Raw genomic sequence first — 20356 nt, forward strand, 5'->3', positions numbered from 1 at the left:
AAGTATGAGATTAGATAAGCTACTTGGAAATATGGGGTATGGCACCAGAAGTGAAATAAAAAAATATTGTAAACGAGGTTTAGTTTTTGTTAATGATAAAGAAGTAAAAAAATCTGATGTGCATGTAAATCCGGAACAGGATAGAATAGTTTTCAACGATATAGAAGTGATCTACAAAAAATATATATATTTGATGATGAATAAACCCAGTGGAGTAGTATCTGCAACCTTTGACAAGTATGATGACACAGTAATAGATTTGATTGATTTTAAGTACCAGACTTTCGAGTTATTTCCAGTTGGAAGATTGGACAAGGATACTGAAGGTCTTTTGGTACTTACGAATGATGGACAATTGGCACACCGGATACTTTCACCGAAGAAGCATGTTCCTAAAAAATACTATGTTGAGGTCGATGGAAAAATAACGGAGTACGATGTCAAAAAATTTAAAGAGGGATTGGATATTGGAGAAGAAAAATTGACAAAGCCTGCAATATTAGAGTCAAACGGAGATACTGTATTTGTGACGATTACAGAAGGTAAATTTCATCAGATAAAGAGGATGTTTGAGCAAGTAGGAAAAAAAGTAACTTACTTGAAAAGAGTAAAAATGGGGAGCTTGGAGCTAGATGAAGGCTTAAAGCTTGGCGAATACAGAGAACTAACAAAAGAAGAAATTGAAAGGCTAGAAGGAAGAGACTGAAAGCAATTAAAGAAATTGAACAGCTTTTGAGTAAGGTATAAAAATATTTATAAGTAAGGATAATATATGAAGAGAAAAGATATAATAGAATTTGAAGTAGGAAAAATGGAATTTGGCGGTGTGACCCGTTCTCAATTTGACGGAAAGAGAATAAAAATGAAGGGTGGGATTACTGGTCAAAAAGTTAGAGCAGTAGTAAAAAAATCCAGATCAGATAGTGCCGAAGTTAAAATGCTAGAGCTTATTGAGCCATCAAGTCTTGAAACAGCAGAGACCTGTAGACATTTTAGACAATGCGGTGGATGTAGTATACTGTCACTTGAATACGAGCAGCAGCTAAGACTTAAAGAAAAGCAGGTGCTTGAATTATTTGAAGAGAAGAATATAAGTGATTTTCAGTATTTGGGAATAGAATCAGGTCCAAATGTTTTCGGCTATAGAAACAAGATGGAATTTACATTTGGTGATGAGTTTAAAGATGGACCATTATCACTTGGGATGCACAAAGTAGGTAGATTTATTGATATTGTAACAGTTGATGATTGTAGGCTTATAGATTCCGATTTTGTATCTATAATGATAAGCACTAGAGATTATTTTGATGTGAGAAAAATACCTTACTATAGAAGCTTTAATCATCAAGGCTATTTGAGACACCTTGTTGTGAGAAAGGGTGAAAATACTGGTGAGCTGATGATAAATATAGTTACATCATCACAGTTAGACTTCGATATGGAAGAATATAAAAATATGCTACTAGACTTAGATTTAAAAGGTAATATTGTGAGTATATTACACACTATAAACGATGGACTTGCAGATGCTGTTCAATGTGATAGATTAAATGTGTTGTTTGGACAAGACTATTACACTGAAAATATTCTAGGGCTGAGTTTTAAAGTATCACCCTTTTCTTTTTTCCAGACGAATACAAAAGGTGCTGAAAAATTATATGAAATAGCTAGAGATTTTGCTGGAGATACTGGTAACGGAAAAGTTGTATTTGATTTGTATAGTGGAACAGGAACTATCGGTCAGATGATGTCCAAAGCTGCAAAGAAGGTGTATGGAATCGAAATAGTAGAAGAAGCTGTACAAGCAGCTAACGAAAATACGAAACTCAACAATATTGAAAACTGTACCTTTATTGCAGGGGATGTATCGAAGATAGTAAGTAAACTATCAGAAAAACCAGATTTGATAATTGTAGATCCTCCTAGAGCAGGTATTTTGGGTAATGGGGTAAAGGATATAGCAGATTTTGGAGCCGGAGAAATTGTATATATAAGCTGTAATCCAAGGTCATTAGTCGATAATTTAGTGGAGTTTGAGAGTAGAGGATATAAGGTTAAAAAGATGAAACTTATGGATTTATTTCCATCAACACCTCATGTGGAAACCATAGCGTTGATACAAAGAGCGAAATTGTGAAAATCCTGCATTTTTTAATTCTTGCTTGGAGAACTATAATTATGTATAAAAAATCTTGGGTGTAAAGTATATAAGAAAATTTGGAAGAGTTTGTAATGAAATTTAGAACTATAAATTCTTTATATAGTAAGATTTGGAGGAATAATGAAAATGAAGATTTTAAAAAGCTTTAATAATAATTTTGGTGTATTAGTAATATTGTTTATTGTGACAATATTGTGTTCTGCTTGTTCAAATAATTCGAGAGAGCACAGCTCTGATGTAAGTCAAGTCAAACACTCAAAAGACATAAGATCTAGTGGTATTACTGAGCCATATGTAAATCCTGATGTTAAATTCAGCAACTTAACTTCTGAAGAAAAATCAGAGCTTAGTAAGGATTTAGAACAAGCAGGAATAAAGAAATCATATATTGTAGACTATACTAACTATATTGATATATATAATAAAACTGTACCTGATTCAGTTTTAAATGGCTGGAACACTTTGGATAAGGTAAATTACGATTCCTATGAGATACATGAAAAATGGATAAAAAAATATCCTGATTTTATTGGTATTTGCTGTAGAATGGCGGCGTTTACTTTGTTAAGAGATGATATCTTAGTAAACAACGACAATTTTAAGAAGACATCTAAGGAGTCATTAAATTTTGATATTAATTCGTTTGAAACTATGCCCACTAAATATATGGCAGATGAAAATTTAAAAACCTTTGAAAAATTTTTTGCACCAATACCTACAAGTTTATCAACCGATAGAGAAGAACAAAAAAAAGCTTTGAAAAATGCTCTTAAAGAGAGAGGAATTCAATTTGAAAATTCTAGCTTGAAATTTATAGCTTTAGTTGCGCACGATACTGTAGAAAAATCCAATCCATTTCTATTTATAGAGCATGCAGGAGTAATATATGAAAAAAATGGGTCTATATATCTTCTAGAAAAGCTAGCATTCCAAGAGCCATATCAATTGATAAAATTCCCATCCGAAGAAGAGATAATTAAATATTTTGAATCTAAATATAATTTAGATACTACAGGGCAAATGGCGAAACCTATATATATGATCAATGATAAGTTGATTTAGTATAGATTGATGTAAGTTAAACCTATATTACAATTTTGCAAGAAACAATAAAGACCAGTTTGAAATATATGATTTCATTATCCACCGTATTATATCATTTAATTCCCGAAAAACCTTTATATTATCCATCTTTGAAAGTAAGTAGGAAATCTGACAGTTGAAAAAATAGCTTGAAAATGGTAAAATATTTTTAATTATTTAGAGAGAAAAATTAGACTTCGTGTAGGTGGTGATATATTGAAAAATAAGCATTTACCCGTTTTTGGAATAGGTCCGATTTATGTTATTTGTTGCTTGATTTTAACAGTTTTAGGGATTGTATTTAGGAATATAGGATTTCTAAAGAACGGGAACATATATAAGCTACAATATATAGTAATTATGGCTATGGCAGGTATAGTTTTGATTCTAATGGGAATAATCTTATGGATATATGCCGTAGTAGTTCAAAGAATAAGTGATGAGATAAAAAGTGGAAAGCTAGTAACTACAGGAGCATATGCAATTGTGAGAAATCCTATATATTCTGCTTTTTTTCTCATATTTACAGGAAGTTTAATAATAACTTCCAATGTTTATCTTTTTATACTGCCAGGGGTATTTTATTTTTCCCTGACTATTTTTTTGAAGCTGACAGAAGAAAAATGGTTGTTGGAAAAATTTGGAGGTGATTATCAACGGTATTGTAAGAAGGTAAATAGGGTTATCCCTTGGTGGAGAAAGTAATAAATTAGAATTTTATAATTTGGAGGAATTAAATGTTAAAAGGAATTGGTTATCTATTATTTGGTATAGGTTTAAGTTTTATGTCTCCTAAATTTATCAAGCAATATAAGAAAAACAAAAACATTGAAAATACACTTGAAGTTATTGGAGTTTTATTATTAGCAGCTTCAAGTATTCTTTTAGGTGTTTTGGAAGTTTTATAGAATTATAAATCGCAGTTTGTCGAAGTAAAACAATTAAATAGAAGCAATAATATAGCAAGCTACAAAACAGTAAATCAAAAAGGTTTACTGTTTTTTTGATGCTCAAAATCAAGAAGAAAGGACAGGGAAATGAAAAACATAGAAAAAAGTAAAAACTCACAACTTGCAAGGTAAATAGAAATTGCCTTACCCAAAGAATTAAACAGAGAAAAACAAGGCTGAAAACACATTCAGTAAAAAAATAGGAAAAACAAACTATAAAGTTACAGTACATTTCAGTGAAACCAGTAATGAAACAATCACAGATAAAATTCGTCTATATCTAAGGTTTTCAGAGAAATAGGTCTTGCGGATGAGCTTGGCTCAGGAATGAGAAATACTTACAAGTACACACAGCTTTATTCAGGACAAAACACGTTATTTGAGGAGGATATATTCAGAACGATTATTCCTCTAAAGAAGATAGCGACACAAAAGGTTGGTGGAGGGAATGTCCCTCAAGATGTCTCTCGAATGTCCCTTGAAGAAATTGAAAACATAATCAAAGATATGATTAAAGAGGACAATAAGAGCCTTTTAACTGAATAATATATCTCGAGAGTCAATGAATATAAATAAAAATATTCATTGACTTTTATATTTGTTGGTGTTATGATATCTATGAATAAATGATTAAAAATTCATAGATATATTTATAAAATTTGGAGGCTTAAAATGGCAAAAGCATTTACAGAAGAAGAGAAGATTAAAATAAGAGAAGATATTATGGAAACGGCTCTTGATTTGTTTCATGAGAAAGAGAAAAAATCCCTTAGTATTTCAGAGCTAACAAAAAGAGTAGGGATAGCTCAAGGGAGCTTCTATAATTTTTGGAAGGACAAGGAATCTCTCATTATTGATTTAATGGCATATAGATCAATACAAAAATTGAATGATATCGAAAAAGAATTCTCAAATTCATTAACAAATCCTAAAAAATTTCTTTCAGATGTGATTTATAGGTATGCCATAGATATTACCCTGAAAATTAAAACGCAGCCTATTTATCAAGAGGCATTTAAAATATTTGCAAGTCAAGATTCAAAGAAAGTAAACAGAGTAGAAAATCTTTATAGAGATTTTGTAGATAGGTTAATAGAGTATTGGTATAAAAATAATGCAGTAAAAACTGTGGACAAGCAAGGGTTATCCAATGCTTTTGTTGGAAGCTTTGTTCTATGTTCAAATTATATTCATTTCAATGAGGATACATTTGAGGAAGTACTACATATATACGTAGAGAGTATTGTTAGCAGGTATGTAGAAATATAGTTTAAAAAGGGAGATCATTATGATACTGAATTTTGATGAGATAAAAAAGGAAGATGTGTTAATTGCCGGAGGGAAGGGTGCCAATCTTGGAGAAATGACCTCTGCAAAAATAAATGTTCCAAGAGGATTTGTAATTACAGCAGATAACTATAGAGATTTTTTAAAAGTAAATGGTATTGATATTATCATTGAAAATGAAATTAAAAAATCAGGGAATGATGAAAAAGCTCTATTAAATGTAGCTGATGATTTTAGAACAAAGATAAAGTCCGGTAAATTTCCTAAACTACTTGAGAATGCAATAAGAGAAAAATATTTTAATCTTGGAGATAATGTAAGAGTTGCTGTGCGTTCATCTGCAACAGCAGAAGATTTGCCGGATGCAAGTTTTGCAGGACAACAGGAAACCTATTTAAATGTACGAGGCTTAGATGATGTATTAGAACAAGTGCGTAGTTGTTATGCATCTTTATGGGGTAACAGAGCTGTGAGCTATAGATTACATCAAGGCTATGAGCAAAGCTCCGTTTCGATTGCTGTTGTTATTCAGGAAATGGTAGAAAGCGAAAAAGCAGGTGTTTTGTTTACTGTAAACCCAGTAAGTAAAAAAGAAAATGAGATGCAAATCAATGCAAGCTATGGTTTAGGAGAGAGCGTTGTAAGCGGAAGAGTTACAGCAGACAGCTATATTGTTGACAAAAATGGAGAAATTATTGAAGTAGCTATTGGAAGCAAGGAAACACAGATTATATATGGAGAGAAAAATACGGTAGAGGTAACAGTAGATGACAATGATCGAAAAAGACAAGCATTAAATGATAGAGAAATATCAGAGCTGATAAGGTCTGGCTTGAAGATTGAAAAGCATTATAAAATGCCAATGGATATTGAGTGGGCAATTAAAGATGATGAAGTATATATTTTACAGGCAAGAGCTATTACTACATTGAAAAGCTCTATCAATCACATATCTGAAGATAATTTAGTACAAAAATATACAAAGGGTAAAAAAATCAATAAAAGTACACGAGAAGTGATGTCATTTTTTTTAGAAAAAATGCCTTTTGCACATAGAGCACTTGACTTCGACTATCTTGCAGCAATAAATAATCAGAAAGTTAATATTTTATTAGAAGGCGGTATTGTTTTACCACGAAATCCGATTATAGATGATGATGGAGTACAAACTTTTTCTGATGCGAGTAAGCGAATCAATAAAAATATATTTAAGCTTTTTAAGCTTTTAAAAAATATGAAAGATTTTAATGGTTGCTATCATAAGTGCAACGATTTTATGAAAATATATGAGTCTAAAATAGAAAAAATTAAGCATTTAAATTTTGAAAACATGGCATTAGAGGAATGTAAAAATTTTATAGAAGATAGTTATATTTTTTTACAAAAATTAGCTTATGACAGATTCAAATACGCTTTATTCCCATCCGTTTTAAACGATAAAAAATTCACCAAAATAATCAAAAAAGTAAATGCTAGCTATTCATCGTTTGATTTTTATTGGGATTTAGATAACAAAACATCAGTAGTGACAAATGATATTTACGAAATGGCTTGTGAGATAAGAAAAAACGAATCTTTGAAAAGAGATATTATTTCTGGAGAAAGCTATAAAAAATTGTGTGAAAAGTATGATGACTTCAAACATATAGCAGACAAGTTTATGAAAGATAACGGATTTAAATCGGATTATAATTGCTATTGTCTATCTGCAAAAACATTTATTGAAGATCCTGATAGGCTAATAAATATATTAAGACCTATATTAAATATGGATGAAAATAGTGATGAGATTAAGCAAGGGAAGGCTTTTTCTGAGTTAATGATAAGGCTAAAAGAAATTTATGGAAACCAATACCAAGATATAGAAAAACAAATAGAATATTTCAGATATTTTCATGTGGTTCGTGAAGAAAGCCAATATATTTGGGAAACCTTATTTTATTATGTAAGACAGTGCGTTAAAAGAATCAATTTTATTCTTATCGGCAGTGAAGATTATGAAGTTGGAGTTGCAAATTTGTTTCACAAAGAACTCTTAGAAGTGCTGAGTAGGGGGAGTCTAAATGAATCTGATAAGGAAAAAATAAATAGGCGAAATGAAAAGCTCCCTTTGGCAATAAAAGTATGGGAGGCATCAAAACTGTTGATTTTTGAAACAAATGGTGACGTTCTAAAGGGAGTAAGTGGAAGTGCTGGTATTGTAGCTGGAAGAGTCTGCATAATAAATAGTCCTAAGGAATTTTATAAGATGCAAAAAGGTGATATATTAGTTTGTCATCTTACTGATCCAGAGTGGACACCATTATTTAAGCTGGCAAGTGCAGTTGTGGCAGATACAGGAGCAGCATTAAGCCATGCTGCAATTGTTGCAAGAGAGTTTAATATTCCGGCAGTGCTTGGAGTTGGCTTTGCAACTACAAAATACAAAGATGGAGATATGATTCAAGTAGATGGTGATAAAGGTATAGTTAGAGGTTTGTAGTATGAACTCAAATAATAATAAAAAAGAATTGAGAAGAAAGGCTATTTTAAATGATGATCTTCTTCCATTATTAGTAAAAACTTCTGTTCCTACTATTATAGGCATGCTCGTCATGGTAATTTATAATCTGACTGATACATTTTTTGTCGGTATTTTAAATAATAAATCTATGACAGCTGCTATCGGTATTGTGTTTAGCTTTATGAGCTTTATTCAAGCTATTGGATTTTGGTTTGGGTATGGAAGTGGAAACATAATGTCGAAAAAGATTGGAGAAAATGAAGAAAAGGAAGCAGAAATTATATCGTCTATTGGAATACTCTTTGCTATTGTCATTGGTATCTTGATATCTGTTTTATCACGAAGTTCTGTTTTACCGCTGTCAAAATTTATAGGTGGAAGTGCTTCTGAAAACTTGTTGAATTTTACAGTACAGTACCTAAAGGTAATTATTATTAGCATTCCATTTAGCCTTTATTCTATTACGCTTTACAATCAATTAAGACTTTGTGGGAATGTGAAGGATGGAATGATAGGATTATTGATAGGAATGGCTGTCAATATAGTTATGGATCCTGTATTGATGTTTGTGTTCAAATTCGGCTTTATTGGAGCCGGATATGCGACATTGATAGGACAACTTACAGGCTGCATCGTATTAACGAATTTATCAAGAAAAAATGGAAATATTGCTGTTGATTTAAAAAAAGTAAGGATAAATAAAGATAGAATATATCATATTCTGGCAGGGGGAATGCCTAATTTTTCAAGACAAGCTATTACAAGCATCTCTTTAATTTTATTGAATGTTGTAGCCGCAAAATACGGTGATGGTGTTATAGCAGCATTAACAATAAGCTCAAGAATATTAGCATTAGCATATATGATAATGATAGGCTGGGGTCAGGGCTTTCAACCTATCTGTGCAATGAATTACGGAGCAAAGCAATATGATAGAGTAAAAAAGGCTTTTAGGATTTCAGTAATATGTGGTACAGCTTTTTTAGTTGTGTCAGCAATTTTGTTATATGCTTTTTCTGAACCACTGATTAAAACGATGTCAAAGAACAAAGAAGTTATCTTAATTAGCTCTAATATATTGCATATGCAGTGTATTACACTACCTCTTTTAGGATACTTTTCTATAAGTAGTATGCTTATGCAGAACATTGGAAAGTATTTTTGGGCATCAATAATTTCAGTTTCAAGGCAAGGAATATTTTATATCCCATTATTATATATTTTATCGAATATCCTTGGACAATTTGGAATATATTTGCTTCAACCAGTGGCAGATGTTTTGTCATTTCTTTTAGCGGTTATTGTAGCTAGGAAAATAAAATTTGCTAATTATAAATCCAAAAAAGATATTATTTAGGTTTTATAAAAGATTTATTTAGGAGGGAATATTTAACTAATTTTTTATAGGTATCTTGACAAATATTGAATTATAATTTATTATTAAATATAAATTCAGTATTAATGTAGAAAGAGGTGTGCTATGGCACAAGTATTAAAGGAAGAGGTTAGAAATAGAATACTCGATGCAGCAGAAAAAGTATTTTATAAAAAGGATTATAGAGGCGCAAAGCTGACAGATATAGCAGACGAGGCAAATATACCTGTAGCACTAATCTATACCTATTTCAAAAATAAGGAAGTTTTGTTTGATGCAGTAGTAAGTTCTGTTTATATAAATTTCGAGTCAGCTTTTAATGAGGAAGAAGCCTTGGAAAAAGGCTCTGCTTATGAAAGATTTGATGAAGCTGGAGAAAATTATATTCATGAACTTTTAAAAGAGCGTAAGAAGCTAATTATTTTAATGGATAAAAGCTCGGGTACAAAGCATATAGAAGCAAAACAAAAACTCATATCGCAAATGCAGGCTCATATTGAAGTAAGTTTAAAAAGACAATCAAAAGAGAAATATGATCCAATGCTTGCTCATATTTTAGCCAGTAACTTCACAGAAGGACTTCTTGAAATAGCAAGACACTATCAAAGTGAAAAGTGGGCTAAAGATATGCTAAAGCTTGTTGCAAGGTGTTATTACAAGGGAGTGGAATCCCTATAATCAGCACTAAAAAATAGACTTTGCGTAATCAGCAAAGTCTTACTTTAAACCTTAATATTGAATTAAAATTCAATATTATTCAATTTTGAAAGGAGAGTTGTTCATGCCGGAAAAAGAATTAAGAAAAAAAGTGATTGGGAAAAATGGTTTACCCAATTCACTTCTTGCTTTAAAAATAGTATTTGATTTGATACCACAAATCTTACTTGTATACTTGATAAGTTCCTTAATCACAAACAATATTAACGAAGGTAATTTAAAGTATATATTCTTGGGAATCTTTATATCGTTTGTATTAAAAGGCGTGTTTTACTATTTTGCAACAAAGGTTGCTCATGATAAGGCATACGAAAAATTGACAGAACTTAGGATAGATATTATCGGTCATCTGAAAAAACTAAGCTTAGGATTTTTCAAAGAACATAATACAGGGGAGCTTACGAACATTGTTCAGCATGATGTGGAGCAAGTGGAAGTATACCTTGCCCATGGTCTTCCTGAAATAATGTCAGTTACACTTCTGCCTACCATTATTTTCATAGCTATGATTTTTGTAGATTGGCGTCTTGCTCTTGGAATGATTGCCGGAGTTCCACTCATGTATTTGGTAAAAGTTCTTTCACAGAAAACAATGGATAAAAACTTTGCTATTTACTTTAACCATGAAAACAAGATGAGAGAAGAGCTAATGGAATATGTAAAAAATATTTCTGTGATTAAGGCTTTTGCTAAAGAAGAGGAGATTAGCGAAAGAACATTGAAAACGGCAAGAGAGTATATTTACTGGGTTAAAAAGAGTATGGGAGCAATTACAATTCCAATGGGACTCATTGACATATTTATGGAAATTGGAGTAGTTATTGTCATGATTTTGGGAAGTATATTTCTTTACTATGGAAATATTACAACACCTAATTTTATACTTGCCATTATTTTATCGTCTGCTTTTACTGCATCTATAAGTAAGACGGCTACATTGCAACATTTTTCTATTGTGTTTAAGGAAGCTCTAAAGGCGATTGGAAAAGTATTAACCGTTCCGCTTCCAAGCAAAAAGACAGAACAGGATTTAGACTTTGGAAATATAGAGTTTAAAGATGTGAATTTTGCATACGGAAAAGATAGCTTTGAGCTAAAAAATATCAATTTAACTTTTAAGAAAAATAGCTTGAATGCCTTTGTAGGATCAAGTGGTTGCGGAAAAAGTACGGTATCTAACCTGCTTATGGGATTTTGGGATGCAGACAGCGGACAAATTAAGATAAACGGAAAAGATATAAAAGAATATAGTCAGGAAAATATTTCTGAACTTATCGGCAGCGTTCAGCAAGAGGTTATCCTTTTTGATTTAAGTATTTTTGAAAATATAGCAATCGGAAAACTAAATGCAACAAAAGAAGAAGTCATAGAAGCAGCTAAAAAAGCAAGATGCCATGATTTTATTTCTGCTTTACCAAATGGATATGAAACACGAATAGGTGAAATGGGAGTTAAGTTATCCGGTGGAGAAAAACAAAGAATCTCCATAGCAAGAATGATACTTAAAAATGCACCGATTTTAATATTAGATGAGGCAATGGCAGCTGTTGATAGTGAAAATGAAAGACTAATCGGCGAAGCGATTGATGATTTAAGTAAGGATAAAACCATCATTACAATTGCTCATCATCTAAATACGATTAGAGATTCAGACCAAATTATAGTTATGGATAAGGGTGTTGCTCTTGATGCAGGAAGCCATGAGGAGCTGATGAAAAGATGTGATTTCTATAAGGATATGGTTGAGGCACAGAACAAGGTAGATAGATGGAATTTGAAAGAGGTGGTAACAGAAAATGTTTAGGAAAATGTTAAAACTGCTCACAAAAACAGGCAAGAGAGATTTGATTATATCAAGTGTATTCTTTGCCCTTTATGGACTAAGCTCCATAGCCATGATTGTTATCGTATTTTCTATACTTTTCCAAATCTTTGATGGAACGAGCTTAGCAAGCCTATATAAATATTTTATTGCGATTGGATTACTCGTAGTGTTCAAAGGTATTTGTAATATGGTTGCAGATATGAAAAAGCATAGTGCAGGCTTTGATATTGTTCAGCAAATCAGAGAACGCATGATTATCAAATTGAAAAAATTCAGCCTGGGATTTTATACCAATGAAAGACTGGGAGAAATCAATACGATTTTACACAAAGATGTTGATAATATGTCCCTTGTTGTAGGACACATGTGGTCAAGAATGTTTGGCGATTTTTTGATAGGTGCGGTTGTATTTATTGGTCTTGCAAGTATTGATTTAAAACTTGCTATTCTAATGGCTGTATCTGTTCCGGTTTCACTTATCTTTCTATATCTGACAATTAAGCAATCTGAAAAAATAGAAAATCAGAACAACTCAGCACTTCTTGATATGGTTAGCTTATTTGTTGAATATGTTAGAGGAATACCTGTATTAAAGAGCTTTTCAAACAATAAGAGCTTGGATAATGTGCTTATGAATAAAACGAAAAAGTTTGGAGAAACAAGTAAAAAAGCTTCAAGATTTAAGGCAAAACAGCTATCTATATTTGGATTTTTACTGGATATTGGATATTTAGTTCTTTTAAGCTCTGGAGCAATACTTGTTACAAAGGGAAGTCTTGATGTACTTCATTTTATTATCTTTGCAGTAATTTCAAAAGAGTTTTATAAGCCGTTCGCTTCTATGGAACAACACTATATGTACTATGTTTCGGCGGTAGATAGTTACGAAAGACTTTCAAGAATTTTATATGCAGATGTAATCCCGGATAAAGTGAATGGAATTGTTCCGAAAGATAATGATATAGCTTTTGAAAACATAGATTTTTCCTATGAAAAAGATGAATTTAAAATGGAAAAATTGAGCTTTTCTATTGCTGAAAAAACAATGACAGCCTTAGTTGGAGAATCAGGTAGTGGAAAGACTACGATAACCAACTTGCTTTTAAGATTTTATGATGTGCATAAAGGAAAAATTACACTCGGAGGAATTGATATAAGGGATATTCCTTATGATGAGCTTTTAGATCGTATCAGCATTGTCATGCAGAATGTTCAACTGTTTGATAACACGATTGAAGAAAATATCAGAGTAGGTAAAAAAGGAGCTACAAAAGAGGAAATCATTAAAGCTGCAAAGAAGGCAAGGATACATGATTTCATTATGAGTTTACCAAAGGGTTATGAAACTGATATTGGAGAAAATGGTGGGCTTTTATCAGGTGGACAAAGACAAAGAATATCTATTGCAAGAGCTTTTCTAAAAGATGCACCGATTTTAATTCTTGATGAAATGACAAGTAATGTTGATCCTGTAAATGAATCTTTGATACAAGATGCAATTACAGAGCTCGCAAAGAATAGAACTGTACTTGTAGTGGCTCATCATTTAAAAACAATTCAAAAAGCTGACCAAATTCTCGTATTTCAAAAAGGAAATTTACTTGAAAAAGGAAAGCATGGGGAACTTCTTGAGAAAGATGGCTACTACACAAAATTATGGAAAGCTCAGTATGAGGTGTAACCATGATTTTGTTAAAAGATGTTTCTTATGAATGGGAAGATGGGAGAACTGCTTTAAAAAATATCAATCTTGAAATTAAAAAAGGTGAATTTATTTTAATTTCAGGGAAAAGTGGAAGTGGTAAAAGCACTCTTGGAAGTGTAATGAATGGTCTTATTCCACATTATTACAAAGGCAAAATGCAAGGAGAAGCCTTTGCATACGGAAAAGATATAAGCAAATTATTACTTCACGAAGTAGGGCATATTGTAGGGACTGTATTTCAAGATCCAAGAAGTCAGTTTTTCACGACAACGACAGATGAAGAAATGGCTTTTGGGCTTCAAACTATCTGCAAATCAAGAGATGAAATCAAACAGAGAGTAGAAGAAGTATATGCAGAGCTGGATATTGAGGAACTGAAAGGAAAATCTGTTTTTGAATTATCAAGCGGGCAGAAACAAAAGATAGCTATTGCAAGCATCTATGCAATGAATCCGAAAGTTTTAATTTTAGATGAGCCTTCAGCAAATTTGGATATGAAAGCAACATTTGACCTGTTTTTAATTTTGGAAAAATTAAAGAAAAAAGGAACAACTGTTGTTCTAATTGAACATCGTTTGTACTATGTAAAATCTTTATTTGACCGTTTTCTTTTGGTGAAAGATGGAGAGATTGCACAGGACTTGAGTCGGGAAGAAGTTATCCATCTTGAAGGGGAGTTTTGGGATGATAATGGACTAAGAACTCTTGAATTAGAAGAATACAGGATAAGTGAGAAGAAAGATTTATATCAATTAAATGATGAAAGCATCAGTGGGAAAGGCTTGAAATTTTGTTACCCAAGTGCAACTAAGGTTGGAAATAAGCAAAACCAATACATCTTAAATCATCTTGATTTCAATATGGAGTGCGGAAAAGCCATTGGTCTTATTGGGTTAAATGGTACCGGGAAAACTACTTTTGCAAGAGTAATTTCAGGACTTGAGAAGATAAAAGAGGGAAAAATATGGGCGGAAAAAGATAAAGAGTTGAATCGTAAAGATTTAATGGATATGTCATATTTTGTATTTCAGGATTCAGACTATCAGTTATTTTCGGAAAGTGTACTTGATGAAATGCTGCTTGGTATTTCAAGTAAAGATAAAAAAGAAAATACTCAAAAGGCAAAGTCTATTTTGAATATACTTGGCTTAGATAAATACATTGATAAGCATCCGTTTGCTTTATCAAGAGGAGAAAAACAAAGACTTACAATAGCTTGTGGAATGATGAAACAGGCAAAAGTTTTTATCTATGATGAACCAACATCAGGTTGTGATAAAGACTCAATGCTTTCAGTCGCAAAACTGATTGAAGAACAATTAAAAAATGGGACAACGGTTTTGGTGATAAGTCATGATTTTGAGTTTTTGGCGAACACAGTGAGCAAGCTGTGGGTAATGGGAGATGGAAAAATAGAAAAAGTTTTGAATATGAGTGAAAGTAATAAATTTCTCATATTAGACAAGATGAGAGGAGGTAGAGAGCTTGATAGATAGAAAAACAGTCGATCCGAGAATAAAACTTACTCTACTTCCAATTGTCGGATTTACTAGCTTTTTTATAAGCGATACAATTCTACTTTTCGGACTGATTGCCTTTGCCTTTTTTCTGTATGTATACAGCAGTATGTGGAAAAGAGTATTACGCTTTATTTTGTTTTTTGTGCTTTTATACTGCATAGAGTTAGGGCTTGGCAAGTTTTGTGAAGCAAGCATCGTATTTGCAATATATATGTTTATTTACTTTGCATCAAGAATGACCTTAATTGCTATGTTTGGTGGATATATAACAAAGACTACAAGTGTAAGTGAAATGCTTGAAGCATTAAATAGAATGAAAGTACCAAGAAGCATTGGTATACCTTTTAGTGTTTTGCTTAGGTTTGTACCAACTATAAAAATAGAACTCAAGGCATTAAAAGAGAATATGAAGATTCGAGGAATCGTAACAAGCAGGTTTTTCCCGTTGCTACATCCAATTAAATATATTGAATATACGCTTGTTCCGCTTTTAATGAGAATGATTAAGATTTCAGATGAACTGTCAGCTTCGGTACTCATTAGAGGACTTGATAGTGATGAGAAGAGGGTAACATTAACAGAATTGCGGTTTAGAAAAATAGACTTAATGATTGGACTATTAGGAGCTTTGATGATTGCTCTTGTGATAGTAATACAGAAAATTTATTAGGAGGACTTTTATGAAAAACAAATTAAATGGTCGTGATTTTATTACAATCGGAATCTTTAATGCAATTGGAATTGTCATATACATGGCAGCCAGCTTTGCTATGGCAACAACAGTTATTGGAGGATTTATTGCATCAGGTGTGGCATTTATGGTAGCTGCTACTGTTTATATCCTTATGGCTGTGAAAGTTAAAAAGAAGGGTGTATTTACAATATCAGGAACGCTTCTTGGTTTAATTGCGTTGTCAGGAGGACATCTGCCTCATGCAGTTTTTGCTGTAATCGGTGGAATTATATGTGATTTGATTATAGGAAATTATGAGAGCAAGGGGAGAATGATTATTGGATATGGGACATTTGCATTAGCAGATTTTTTAGGGACAGTAATTCCTGTGATTTTATTCGGAACAGCCTCTTTTGTGGAAAGAGCGTCAAAATGGAAAATGAGTGAAGCACAAATAAATGAAGCATTATCATATTTCAAAGTTTCGTGGGCAGTAGGCTTTGGCTTGATAACTTTTGTTCTTGCTTGCATAGGAGCATTTGTTGCAACAAGGATACTCAAAAAGCATTTTGAAAAGGCGGGAGTGATTTAAGACCTTGTATAAATTCAATAAGGAGGAAAAATATGTAGCTAAGCAATAGAGGGATAAATAATGGGAACATTAAATTCTGTTATTTTATAAGATACCTTTATCATTTTTTATGTTTGGGATTGCATACATATAACAATAGACTTGGAAAAAATTCTATATTCTCAGTTAAAATGCAAATTGAATATTTTGCACTAAGCATAGGTAATCCATTCCTTTGTATTGACTTAGATAATGTGTCTCGTGATACGAGAGAAAAATTTCTCAGAGATTTTCGTAACGCCTATATTGAAATTTCTCAATCTTGCAAAGGTTTTTCAAAATTTCCTTTTACAAAATAATGATGAAAATGTTATAATATATAAAATAACTTCATAAACTTATAATCAAGGAGCGAAAATATGAAAGTCAGTTATAATGGATTGTGGAAGGTTTTAATAGATAAAAATATGAATAAAAAAGATTTGGCTAATGCTTGTGAATTATCTCCTGCAACTATATCTAAAATGGGTAGAGGAGAATTTGTTAGCATGGATGTTTTATACCGTATCGGAACGAAGCTAGATGTTGATTTTGGAGATATGGTTTCAATTATAAAACAGGGAAAGTAAATAAATCTTTAGGTAAGAAAAAGGAATTTCAAAATTAAAAGGGCATGCTTGAGTGTCGCAGATTTAGATTTCAAGATGAATGAACCAGTCGCAAAATGCGACCTCAGGTGAAGATAACGCTCATGGTGGCAGAAGATATATTTTTCAACGGGCAAATATATGATGCTTTCAGCTTTATTGTAGGGTTTATTCAAAAGGCTAAAAAAGAAATGATTTTGATTAATGATAAAATACGTAGGAAAAAAGAGTTTTGGAATTGCAAAGATAGAAGACAAGGACTTGATTCAAGGTCTGGTAAATAAAGTGAGGTAGAAAGGGATGTCAGATTTAACTAAGGGTAACAATGAAACAATACAAAGATCAGAGTTGCATAGAAAAATTTGGGCTATTGCTGATGATGTTCGCGGGGCAGTAGATGGATGGGATTTTAAACAATATATATTAGGAATTTTATTTTATAGATTTATTTCTGAAAATATTACTGAATTTTTTAATTCGGCAGAACATGAAGCTGGTGACTTGGAATTTGATTATGCTGAAATTTCTGATGACGAAGCAGAACGTGATTTTAGAGCAAATACTGTTGAAGATAAGGGATTTTTTATATTACCGAGTCAGCTCTTTGAAAATGTTGTTAAAACTGCTAAAGATAACGAAAACTTAAATACGGATTTAGCAAATATATTTAAGGAAATTGAAGGCAGTGCGGTAGGATTTGCATCTGAAGATGATATTAAAGGCTTGTTTGAAGATGTGGATACAACAAGTAACCGTTTAGGTGGAACAGTAGCAGAAAAAAATAAAAGACTGGTGGATATACTTACAGGTATAGCTGGAATTAATTTTGGAAAATTTCAAAATAATGACATAGATGCTTTTGGCGATGCCTATGAGTATTTGATTTCAAATTATGCAAGCAATGCCGGTAAATCCGGTGGAGAGTTTTTTACACCGCAAACAGTTTCAAAGCTTTTGGCAAGATTGGTTATGGATGGTAAAACAAACATTAATAAAGTATATGATCCAACTTGTGGTAGCGGAAGCTTACTTTTGCAGATGAAAAAGCAATTTGATGAACATATCATTGATGAAGGTTTTTTCGGTCAGGAAATCAATATGACCAACTTTAATTTGGCTCGTATGAATATGTTCCTGCATAATGTGAATTACAATAATTTTTCAATCAAAAGGGGAGACACTTTAATTAATCCTTTACACAGAGATGAAAAGCCGTTTGATGCCATTGTTTCCAATCCTCCTTATTCAATTAAATGGGTAGGAGATGCTGATCCTACTTTGATCAATGATGAAAGATTTGCACCAGCAGGAAAATTGGCACCAAAGTCTTATGCCGACTATGCTTTTATTATGCATTCGTTGTCGTATCTTTCGAGTAAAGGTCGAGCAGCCATTGTATGCTTTCCAGGAATTTTTTATAGAAAAGGTGCCGAAAAAACAATAAGACAATATCTTGTAGATAATAATTTCATTGACTGTGTTATTCAACTACCTGAAAATCTTTTCTTTGGAACATCAATAGCTACTTGTATTTTAGTTATGGCAAAGAATAAGACAGATAATAAGATTCTGTTTATTGATGCGAGCAAAGAATTTAAGAAAGAAACTAACAACAATATCTTAGAAGAAAAAAATATTACAAATATAGTTGAAGAGTTTAGAAAAAGAACGGATAAAGAATATTTTTCAAGATATGTTGATGTGGTGGAAATAAAAGAAAACGACTACAATCTCTCCATATCTACCTATGTAGAAAAAGAAGACACCAGAGAAAAAATTGACATCAAGGTACTGAACAAACAAATTGAAGAAACGGTTAAGAAAATAGATGAGCTTAGAGCTTCCATAGATGAAATAGTAAAGGAGCTTGAAGATGAGTAAGATAGACGAACTGTTAAAAAATGAAAAGGTTGAGTGGAAGAAACTGGGGGATGTTTGTGAGATTATTAGAGGAGTTAGAGTAACTAAAAAAGAACTTATAGAAAATGGAGAGTATCCTGTTGTATCTGGAGGAATAGGATATATGGGATATGTTAATGACTATAATAGAGATGAAGATACTATTACAATCGCACAATATGGGACTGCTGGATATGTAAATTGGCAGAAAGAGAAATTTTGGGCAAATGATGTTTGCTTTTCTGTATATCCTAATGAAAAAGTATTAAAAAAGTATTTATATCATTTTTTATTGGACAAGCAAGAGTATCTATATTCAATATCTAATAAATCAGCAGTGCCATATAGTATTTCGAGAGAAAAAATATTGAAAATAGAAATACCAATTCCATCTATAGAAACTCAAGAAAAAATCGCAAAAACACTTGACAAATTCACAAATTATGTTACTGAATTACAGGCTAGAACTAAACAGTATGAGTATTATCGAGATAGGCTTTTAAGCGAGGAGTATCTTAATAAAATTTCGGAAAAACTGTTTTTTGAGGGTAGCTACGAATTGAAAAGCACATCTTTAGGCGAAATAGGAGTATTTACCAGGGGTAATGGTCTGCAAAAAAAGACTTTATTTCAAAAGGAAATCCTGTAATTCATTATGGACAAATATATACTAAGTATAATTTTGAAACAGATAAAGTTTTTTCATTTGTCAATGATGACGTTTTTGCTAAATTGAAGAAAGCAAAATGTAATGATATTTTAATTTCTACAACTTCCGAAAATATAGAGGACGTGGGGAAAAGTGTGGTTTGGCTTGGAAATGAAGAAATTGGATTTTCCGGAGATATGTATAGCTACCGTACGACTGCAAATTCTAAGTATATTGCTTATTATTTTCAAACAACAGAGTTTCAAAAACAAAAGGAAAAGAAAGTCACGGGAACAAAGTTAATCAGAATACATGGAGATGATATGGCTAAGTTTTCAATATCACTTCCACCAATAGAAATTCAAAACAAGGTTGTAGAAATCCTTGATAAATTTCAATCACTGCTTTCTGATACAAAGGGTTTATTGCCTCAGGAAATTGAACAAAGACAAAAACAATATGAATATTATCGTGAAAAACTCTTGACATTTGATACAGAGAGTAAAACAATCCCTAGACAGACAGACAGACAGACAGACAGACAGACAGACAGACAGACAGACAGACAGACAGACAGACAGACAGAGCAATAATTCTGTCTTTTTGTGATGTAGATTTTTATAGTTGGCAGGAATATGTACCTGATGGATAGGTATGTACTTTTGCCAATTTTTTTACAATTTTTCAAAAAAAGGAGTATAAAAACAATGAAAAAACAGTTTAAACAGTTTATGAGTTTAATAATGGCTTTTCTAATAATGTTTACAGTTATTCCTTTTAAAGGAGTGGCT

21 protein-coding genes are annotated in these 20356 nt (G+C 32.0%); all 21 read left to right on the forward strand.

All coding sequences use genetic code 11. The annotated features are described in order from the left end of the window. Nucleotides 1-4: 4 nt before the first annotated feature. The 21 genes from BM120_RS07920 to BM120_RS11125 all read left to right on the forward strand — a co-directional run bounded on the left by BM120_RS07920 (nt 5) and on the right by BM120_RS11125 (nt 20158). Complete coding sequence (locus tag BM120_RS07920) at nt 5-706, forward strand: pseudouridine synthase (RefSeq protein WP_091994727.1); 702 nt, start codon at nt 5-7, stop codon at nt 704-706. Between the two features lie 66 nt (nt 707-772). Further along, complete coding sequence (gene rlmD / locus BM120_RS07925) at nt 773-2137, forward strand: 23S rRNA (uracil(1939)-C(5))-methyltransferase RlmD (protein WP_091994729.1); 1365 nt, start codon at nt 773-775, stop codon at nt 2135-2137. 150 nt (nt 2138-2287) lie between these two features. After that, entirely contained in the window at nt 2288-3223 is a 936-nt protein-coding gene (locus tag BM120_RS07930) for a DUF4300 family protein (RefSeq protein WP_177187404.1), read from the forward strand. 237 nt (nt 3224-3460) lie between these two features. Then, the gene (locus tag BM120_RS07935; protein WP_091994735.1) at nt 3461-3949 is read left to right on the forward strand and encodes a methyltransferase family protein; all 489 of its coding nucleotides are present in this window, start codon (nt 3461-3463) and stop codon (nt 3947-3949) included. Nucleotides 3950-3981: 32 nt separating this feature from the next. Continuing rightward, a complete protein-coding gene (locus tag BM120_RS10900; RefSeq protein ID WP_177187405.1) occupies nt 3982-4152 on the forward strand; it encodes a hypothetical protein in 171 nt (56 codons plus the stop codon). Nucleotides 4153-4393: 241 nt separating this feature from the next. Then, nucleotides 4394-4495 (forward strand): hypothetical protein, encoded by a 102-nt coding sequence (locus BM120_RS07940; protein WP_091994766.1) that lies wholly within the window; start codon nt 4394-4396, stop codon nt 4493-4495. Nucleotides 4496-4521: 26 nt separating this feature from the next. Next, nucleotides 4522-4740, forward strand: a complete 219-nt coding sequence (locus tag BM120_RS07945) for a hypothetical protein (protein ID WP_330389426.1) — start codon at nt 4522-4524, stop codon at nt 4738-4740. A 126-nt stretch (nt 4741-4866) separates the two neighbouring features. Continuing rightward, on the forward strand, nt 4867-5463 hold the full coding sequence (locus BM120_RS07950; RefSeq protein ID WP_091994736.1) for a TetR/AcrR family transcriptional regulator: 597 nt from the start codon (nt 4867-4869) through the stop codon (nt 5461-5463). Nucleotides 5464-5482: 19 nt separating this feature from the next. Further along, the gene (locus BM120_RS07955) at nt 5483-7963 is read left to right on the forward strand and encodes a PEP/pyruvate-binding domain-containing protein (protein WP_091994738.1); all 2481 of its coding nucleotides are present in this window, start codon (nt 5483-5485) and stop codon (nt 7961-7963) included. A gap of 1 nt (nt 7964) precedes the next feature. Then, entirely contained in the window at nt 7965-9341 is a 1377-nt protein-coding gene (locus tag BM120_RS07960; protein ID WP_091994740.1) for an MATE family efflux transporter, read from the forward strand. 123 nt (nt 9342-9464) lie between these two features. Continuing rightward, nucleotides 9465-10037 carry a TetR/AcrR family transcriptional regulator gene (locus BM120_RS07965; protein ID WP_091994743.1) on the forward strand — a complete coding sequence of 191 codons (573 nt, stop codon included), beginning with the start codon at nt 9465-9467 and terminating at the stop codon, nt 10035-10037. 103 nt (nt 10038-10140) lie between these two features. Continuing rightward, the gene (locus tag BM120_RS07970) at nt 10141-11880 is read left to right on the forward strand and encodes an ABC transporter ATP-binding protein (RefSeq protein ID WP_091994745.1); all 1740 of its coding nucleotides are present in this window, start codon (nt 10141-10143) and stop codon (nt 11878-11880) included. Beyond that, the gene (locus BM120_RS07975) at nt 11873-13582 is read left to right on the forward strand and encodes an ABC transporter ATP-binding protein (protein WP_091994748.1); all 1710 of its coding nucleotides are present in this window, start codon (nt 11873-11875) and stop codon (nt 13580-13582) included. The genes BM120_RS07970 and BM120_RS07975 overlap by 8 nt, the downstream gene beginning before the upstream one ends. Before the next feature lie 2 nt (nt 13583-13584). After that, entirely contained in the window at nt 13585-15102 is a 1518-nt protein-coding gene (locus BM120_RS07980) for an ABC transporter ATP-binding protein (RefSeq protein ID WP_091994751.1), read from the forward strand. Further along, a complete protein-coding gene (locus tag BM120_RS07985; protein ID WP_091994753.1) occupies nt 15092-15796 on the forward strand; it encodes an energy-coupling factor transporter transmembrane component T in 705 nt (234 codons plus the stop codon). The genes BM120_RS07980 and BM120_RS07985 overlap by 11 nt, the downstream gene beginning before the upstream one ends. A gap of 10 nt (nt 15797-15806) precedes the next feature. Next, nucleotides 15807-16391 (forward strand): MptD family putative ECF transporter S component, encoded by a 585-nt coding sequence (locus tag BM120_RS07990; protein WP_091994755.1) that lies wholly within the window; start codon nt 15807-15809, stop codon nt 16389-16391. Nucleotides 16392-16789: 398 nt separating this feature from the next. Further along, a complete protein-coding gene (locus tag BM120_RS07995) occupies nt 16790-16999 on the forward strand; it encodes a helix-turn-helix domain-containing protein (RefSeq protein WP_091994756.1) in 210 nt (69 codons plus the stop codon). Nucleotides 17000-17106: 107 nt separating this feature from the next. Then, nucleotides 17107-17301, forward strand: a complete 195-nt coding sequence (locus BM120_RS08000; protein ID WP_207645709.1) for a hypothetical protein — start codon at nt 17107-17109, stop codon at nt 17299-17301. Between the two features lie 16 nt (nt 17302-17317). Further along, the gene (locus BM120_RS08005) at nt 17318-18898 is read left to right on the forward strand and encodes a type I restriction-modification system subunit M (RefSeq protein ID WP_091994759.1); all 1581 of its coding nucleotides are present in this window, start codon (nt 17318-17320) and stop codon (nt 18896-18898) included. Beyond that, nucleotides 18891-19565 carry a restriction endonuclease subunit S gene (locus tag BM120_RS11120; protein WP_143076525.1) on the forward strand — a complete coding sequence of 225 codons (675 nt, stop codon included), beginning with the start codon at nt 18891-18893 and terminating at the stop codon, nt 19563-19565. The genes BM120_RS08005 and BM120_RS11120 overlap by 8 nt, the downstream gene beginning before the upstream one ends. Before the next feature lie 14 nt (nt 19566-19579). After that, nucleotides 19580-20158 (forward strand): restriction endonuclease subunit S, encoded by a 579-nt coding sequence (locus BM120_RS11125; RefSeq protein WP_242941588.1) that lies wholly within the window; start codon nt 19580-19582, stop codon nt 20156-20158. Nucleotides 20159-20356: the final 198 nt, after the last annotated feature.

The organism is Peptostreptococcus sp. D1, from assembly GCF_900112955.1.
Taxonomy (GTDB): Bacteria; Bacillota; Clostridia; order Peptostreptococcales; family Peptostreptococcaceae; genus Peptostreptococcus.

Bases quoted from the DNA above. Each gene is read 5' to 3' on its own strand.
- BM120_RS07920 (WP_091994727.1), top strand. From the start codon at position 5: ATGAGATTAGATAAGCTACTTGGAAATATGGGGTATGGCACCAGAAGT.
- rlmD (WP_091994729.1), top strand. From the start codon at position 773: ATGAAGAGAAAAGATATAATAGAATTTGAAGTAGGAAAAATGGAATTT.
- BM120_RS07930 (WP_177187404.1), top strand. From the start codon at position 2,288: ATGAAGATTTTAAAAAGCTTTAATAATAATTTTGGTGTATTAGTAATA.
- BM120_RS10900 (WP_177187405.1), top strand. From the start codon at position 3,982: ATGTTAAAAGGAATTGGTTATCTATTATTTGGTATAGGTTTAAGTTTT.
- BM120_RS07945 (WP_330389426.1), top strand. From the start codon at position 4,522: ATGAGAAATACTTACAAGTACACACAGCTTTATTCAGGACAAAACACG.
- BM120_RS07950 (WP_091994736.1), top strand. From the start codon at position 4,867: ATGGCAAAAGCATTTACAGAAGAAGAGAAGATTAAAATAAGAGAAGAT.
- BM120_RS07955 (WP_091994738.1), top strand. From the start codon at position 5,483: ATGATACTGAATTTTGATGAGATAAAAAAGGAAGATGTGTTAATTGCC.
- BM120_RS07960 (WP_091994740.1), top strand. From the start codon at position 7,965: ATGAACTCAAATAATAATAAAAAAGAATTGAGAAGAAAGGCTATTTTA.
- BM120_RS07965 (WP_091994743.1), top strand. From the start codon at position 9,465: ATGGCACAAGTATTAAAGGAAGAGGTTAGAAATAGAATACTCGATGCA.
- BM120_RS07970 (WP_091994745.1), top strand. From the start codon at position 10,141: ATGCCGGAAAAAGAATTAAGAAAAAAAGTGATTGGGAAAAATGGTTTA.
- BM120_RS07975 (WP_091994748.1), top strand. From the start codon at position 11,873: ATGTTTAGGAAAATGTTAAAACTGCTCACAAAAACAGGCAAGAGAGAT.
- BM120_RS07980 (WP_091994751.1), top strand. From the start codon at position 13,585: ATGATTTTGTTAAAAGATGTTTCTTATGAATGGGAAGATGGGAGAACT.
- BM120_RS07990 (WP_091994755.1), top strand. From the start codon at position 15,807: ATGAAAAACAAATTAAATGGTCGTGATTTTATTACAATCGGAATCTTT.
- BM120_RS07995 (WP_091994756.1), top strand. From the start codon at position 16,790: ATGAAAGTCAGTTATAATGGATTGTGGAAGGTTTTAATAGATAAAAAT.
- BM120_RS08005 (WP_091994759.1), top strand. From the start codon at position 17,318: ATGTCAGATTTAACTAAGGGTAACAATGAAACAATACAAAGATCAGAG.
- BM120_RS11120 (WP_143076525.1), top strand. From the start codon at position 18,891: ATGAGTAAGATAGACGAACTGTTAAAAAATGAAAAGGTTGAGTGGAAG.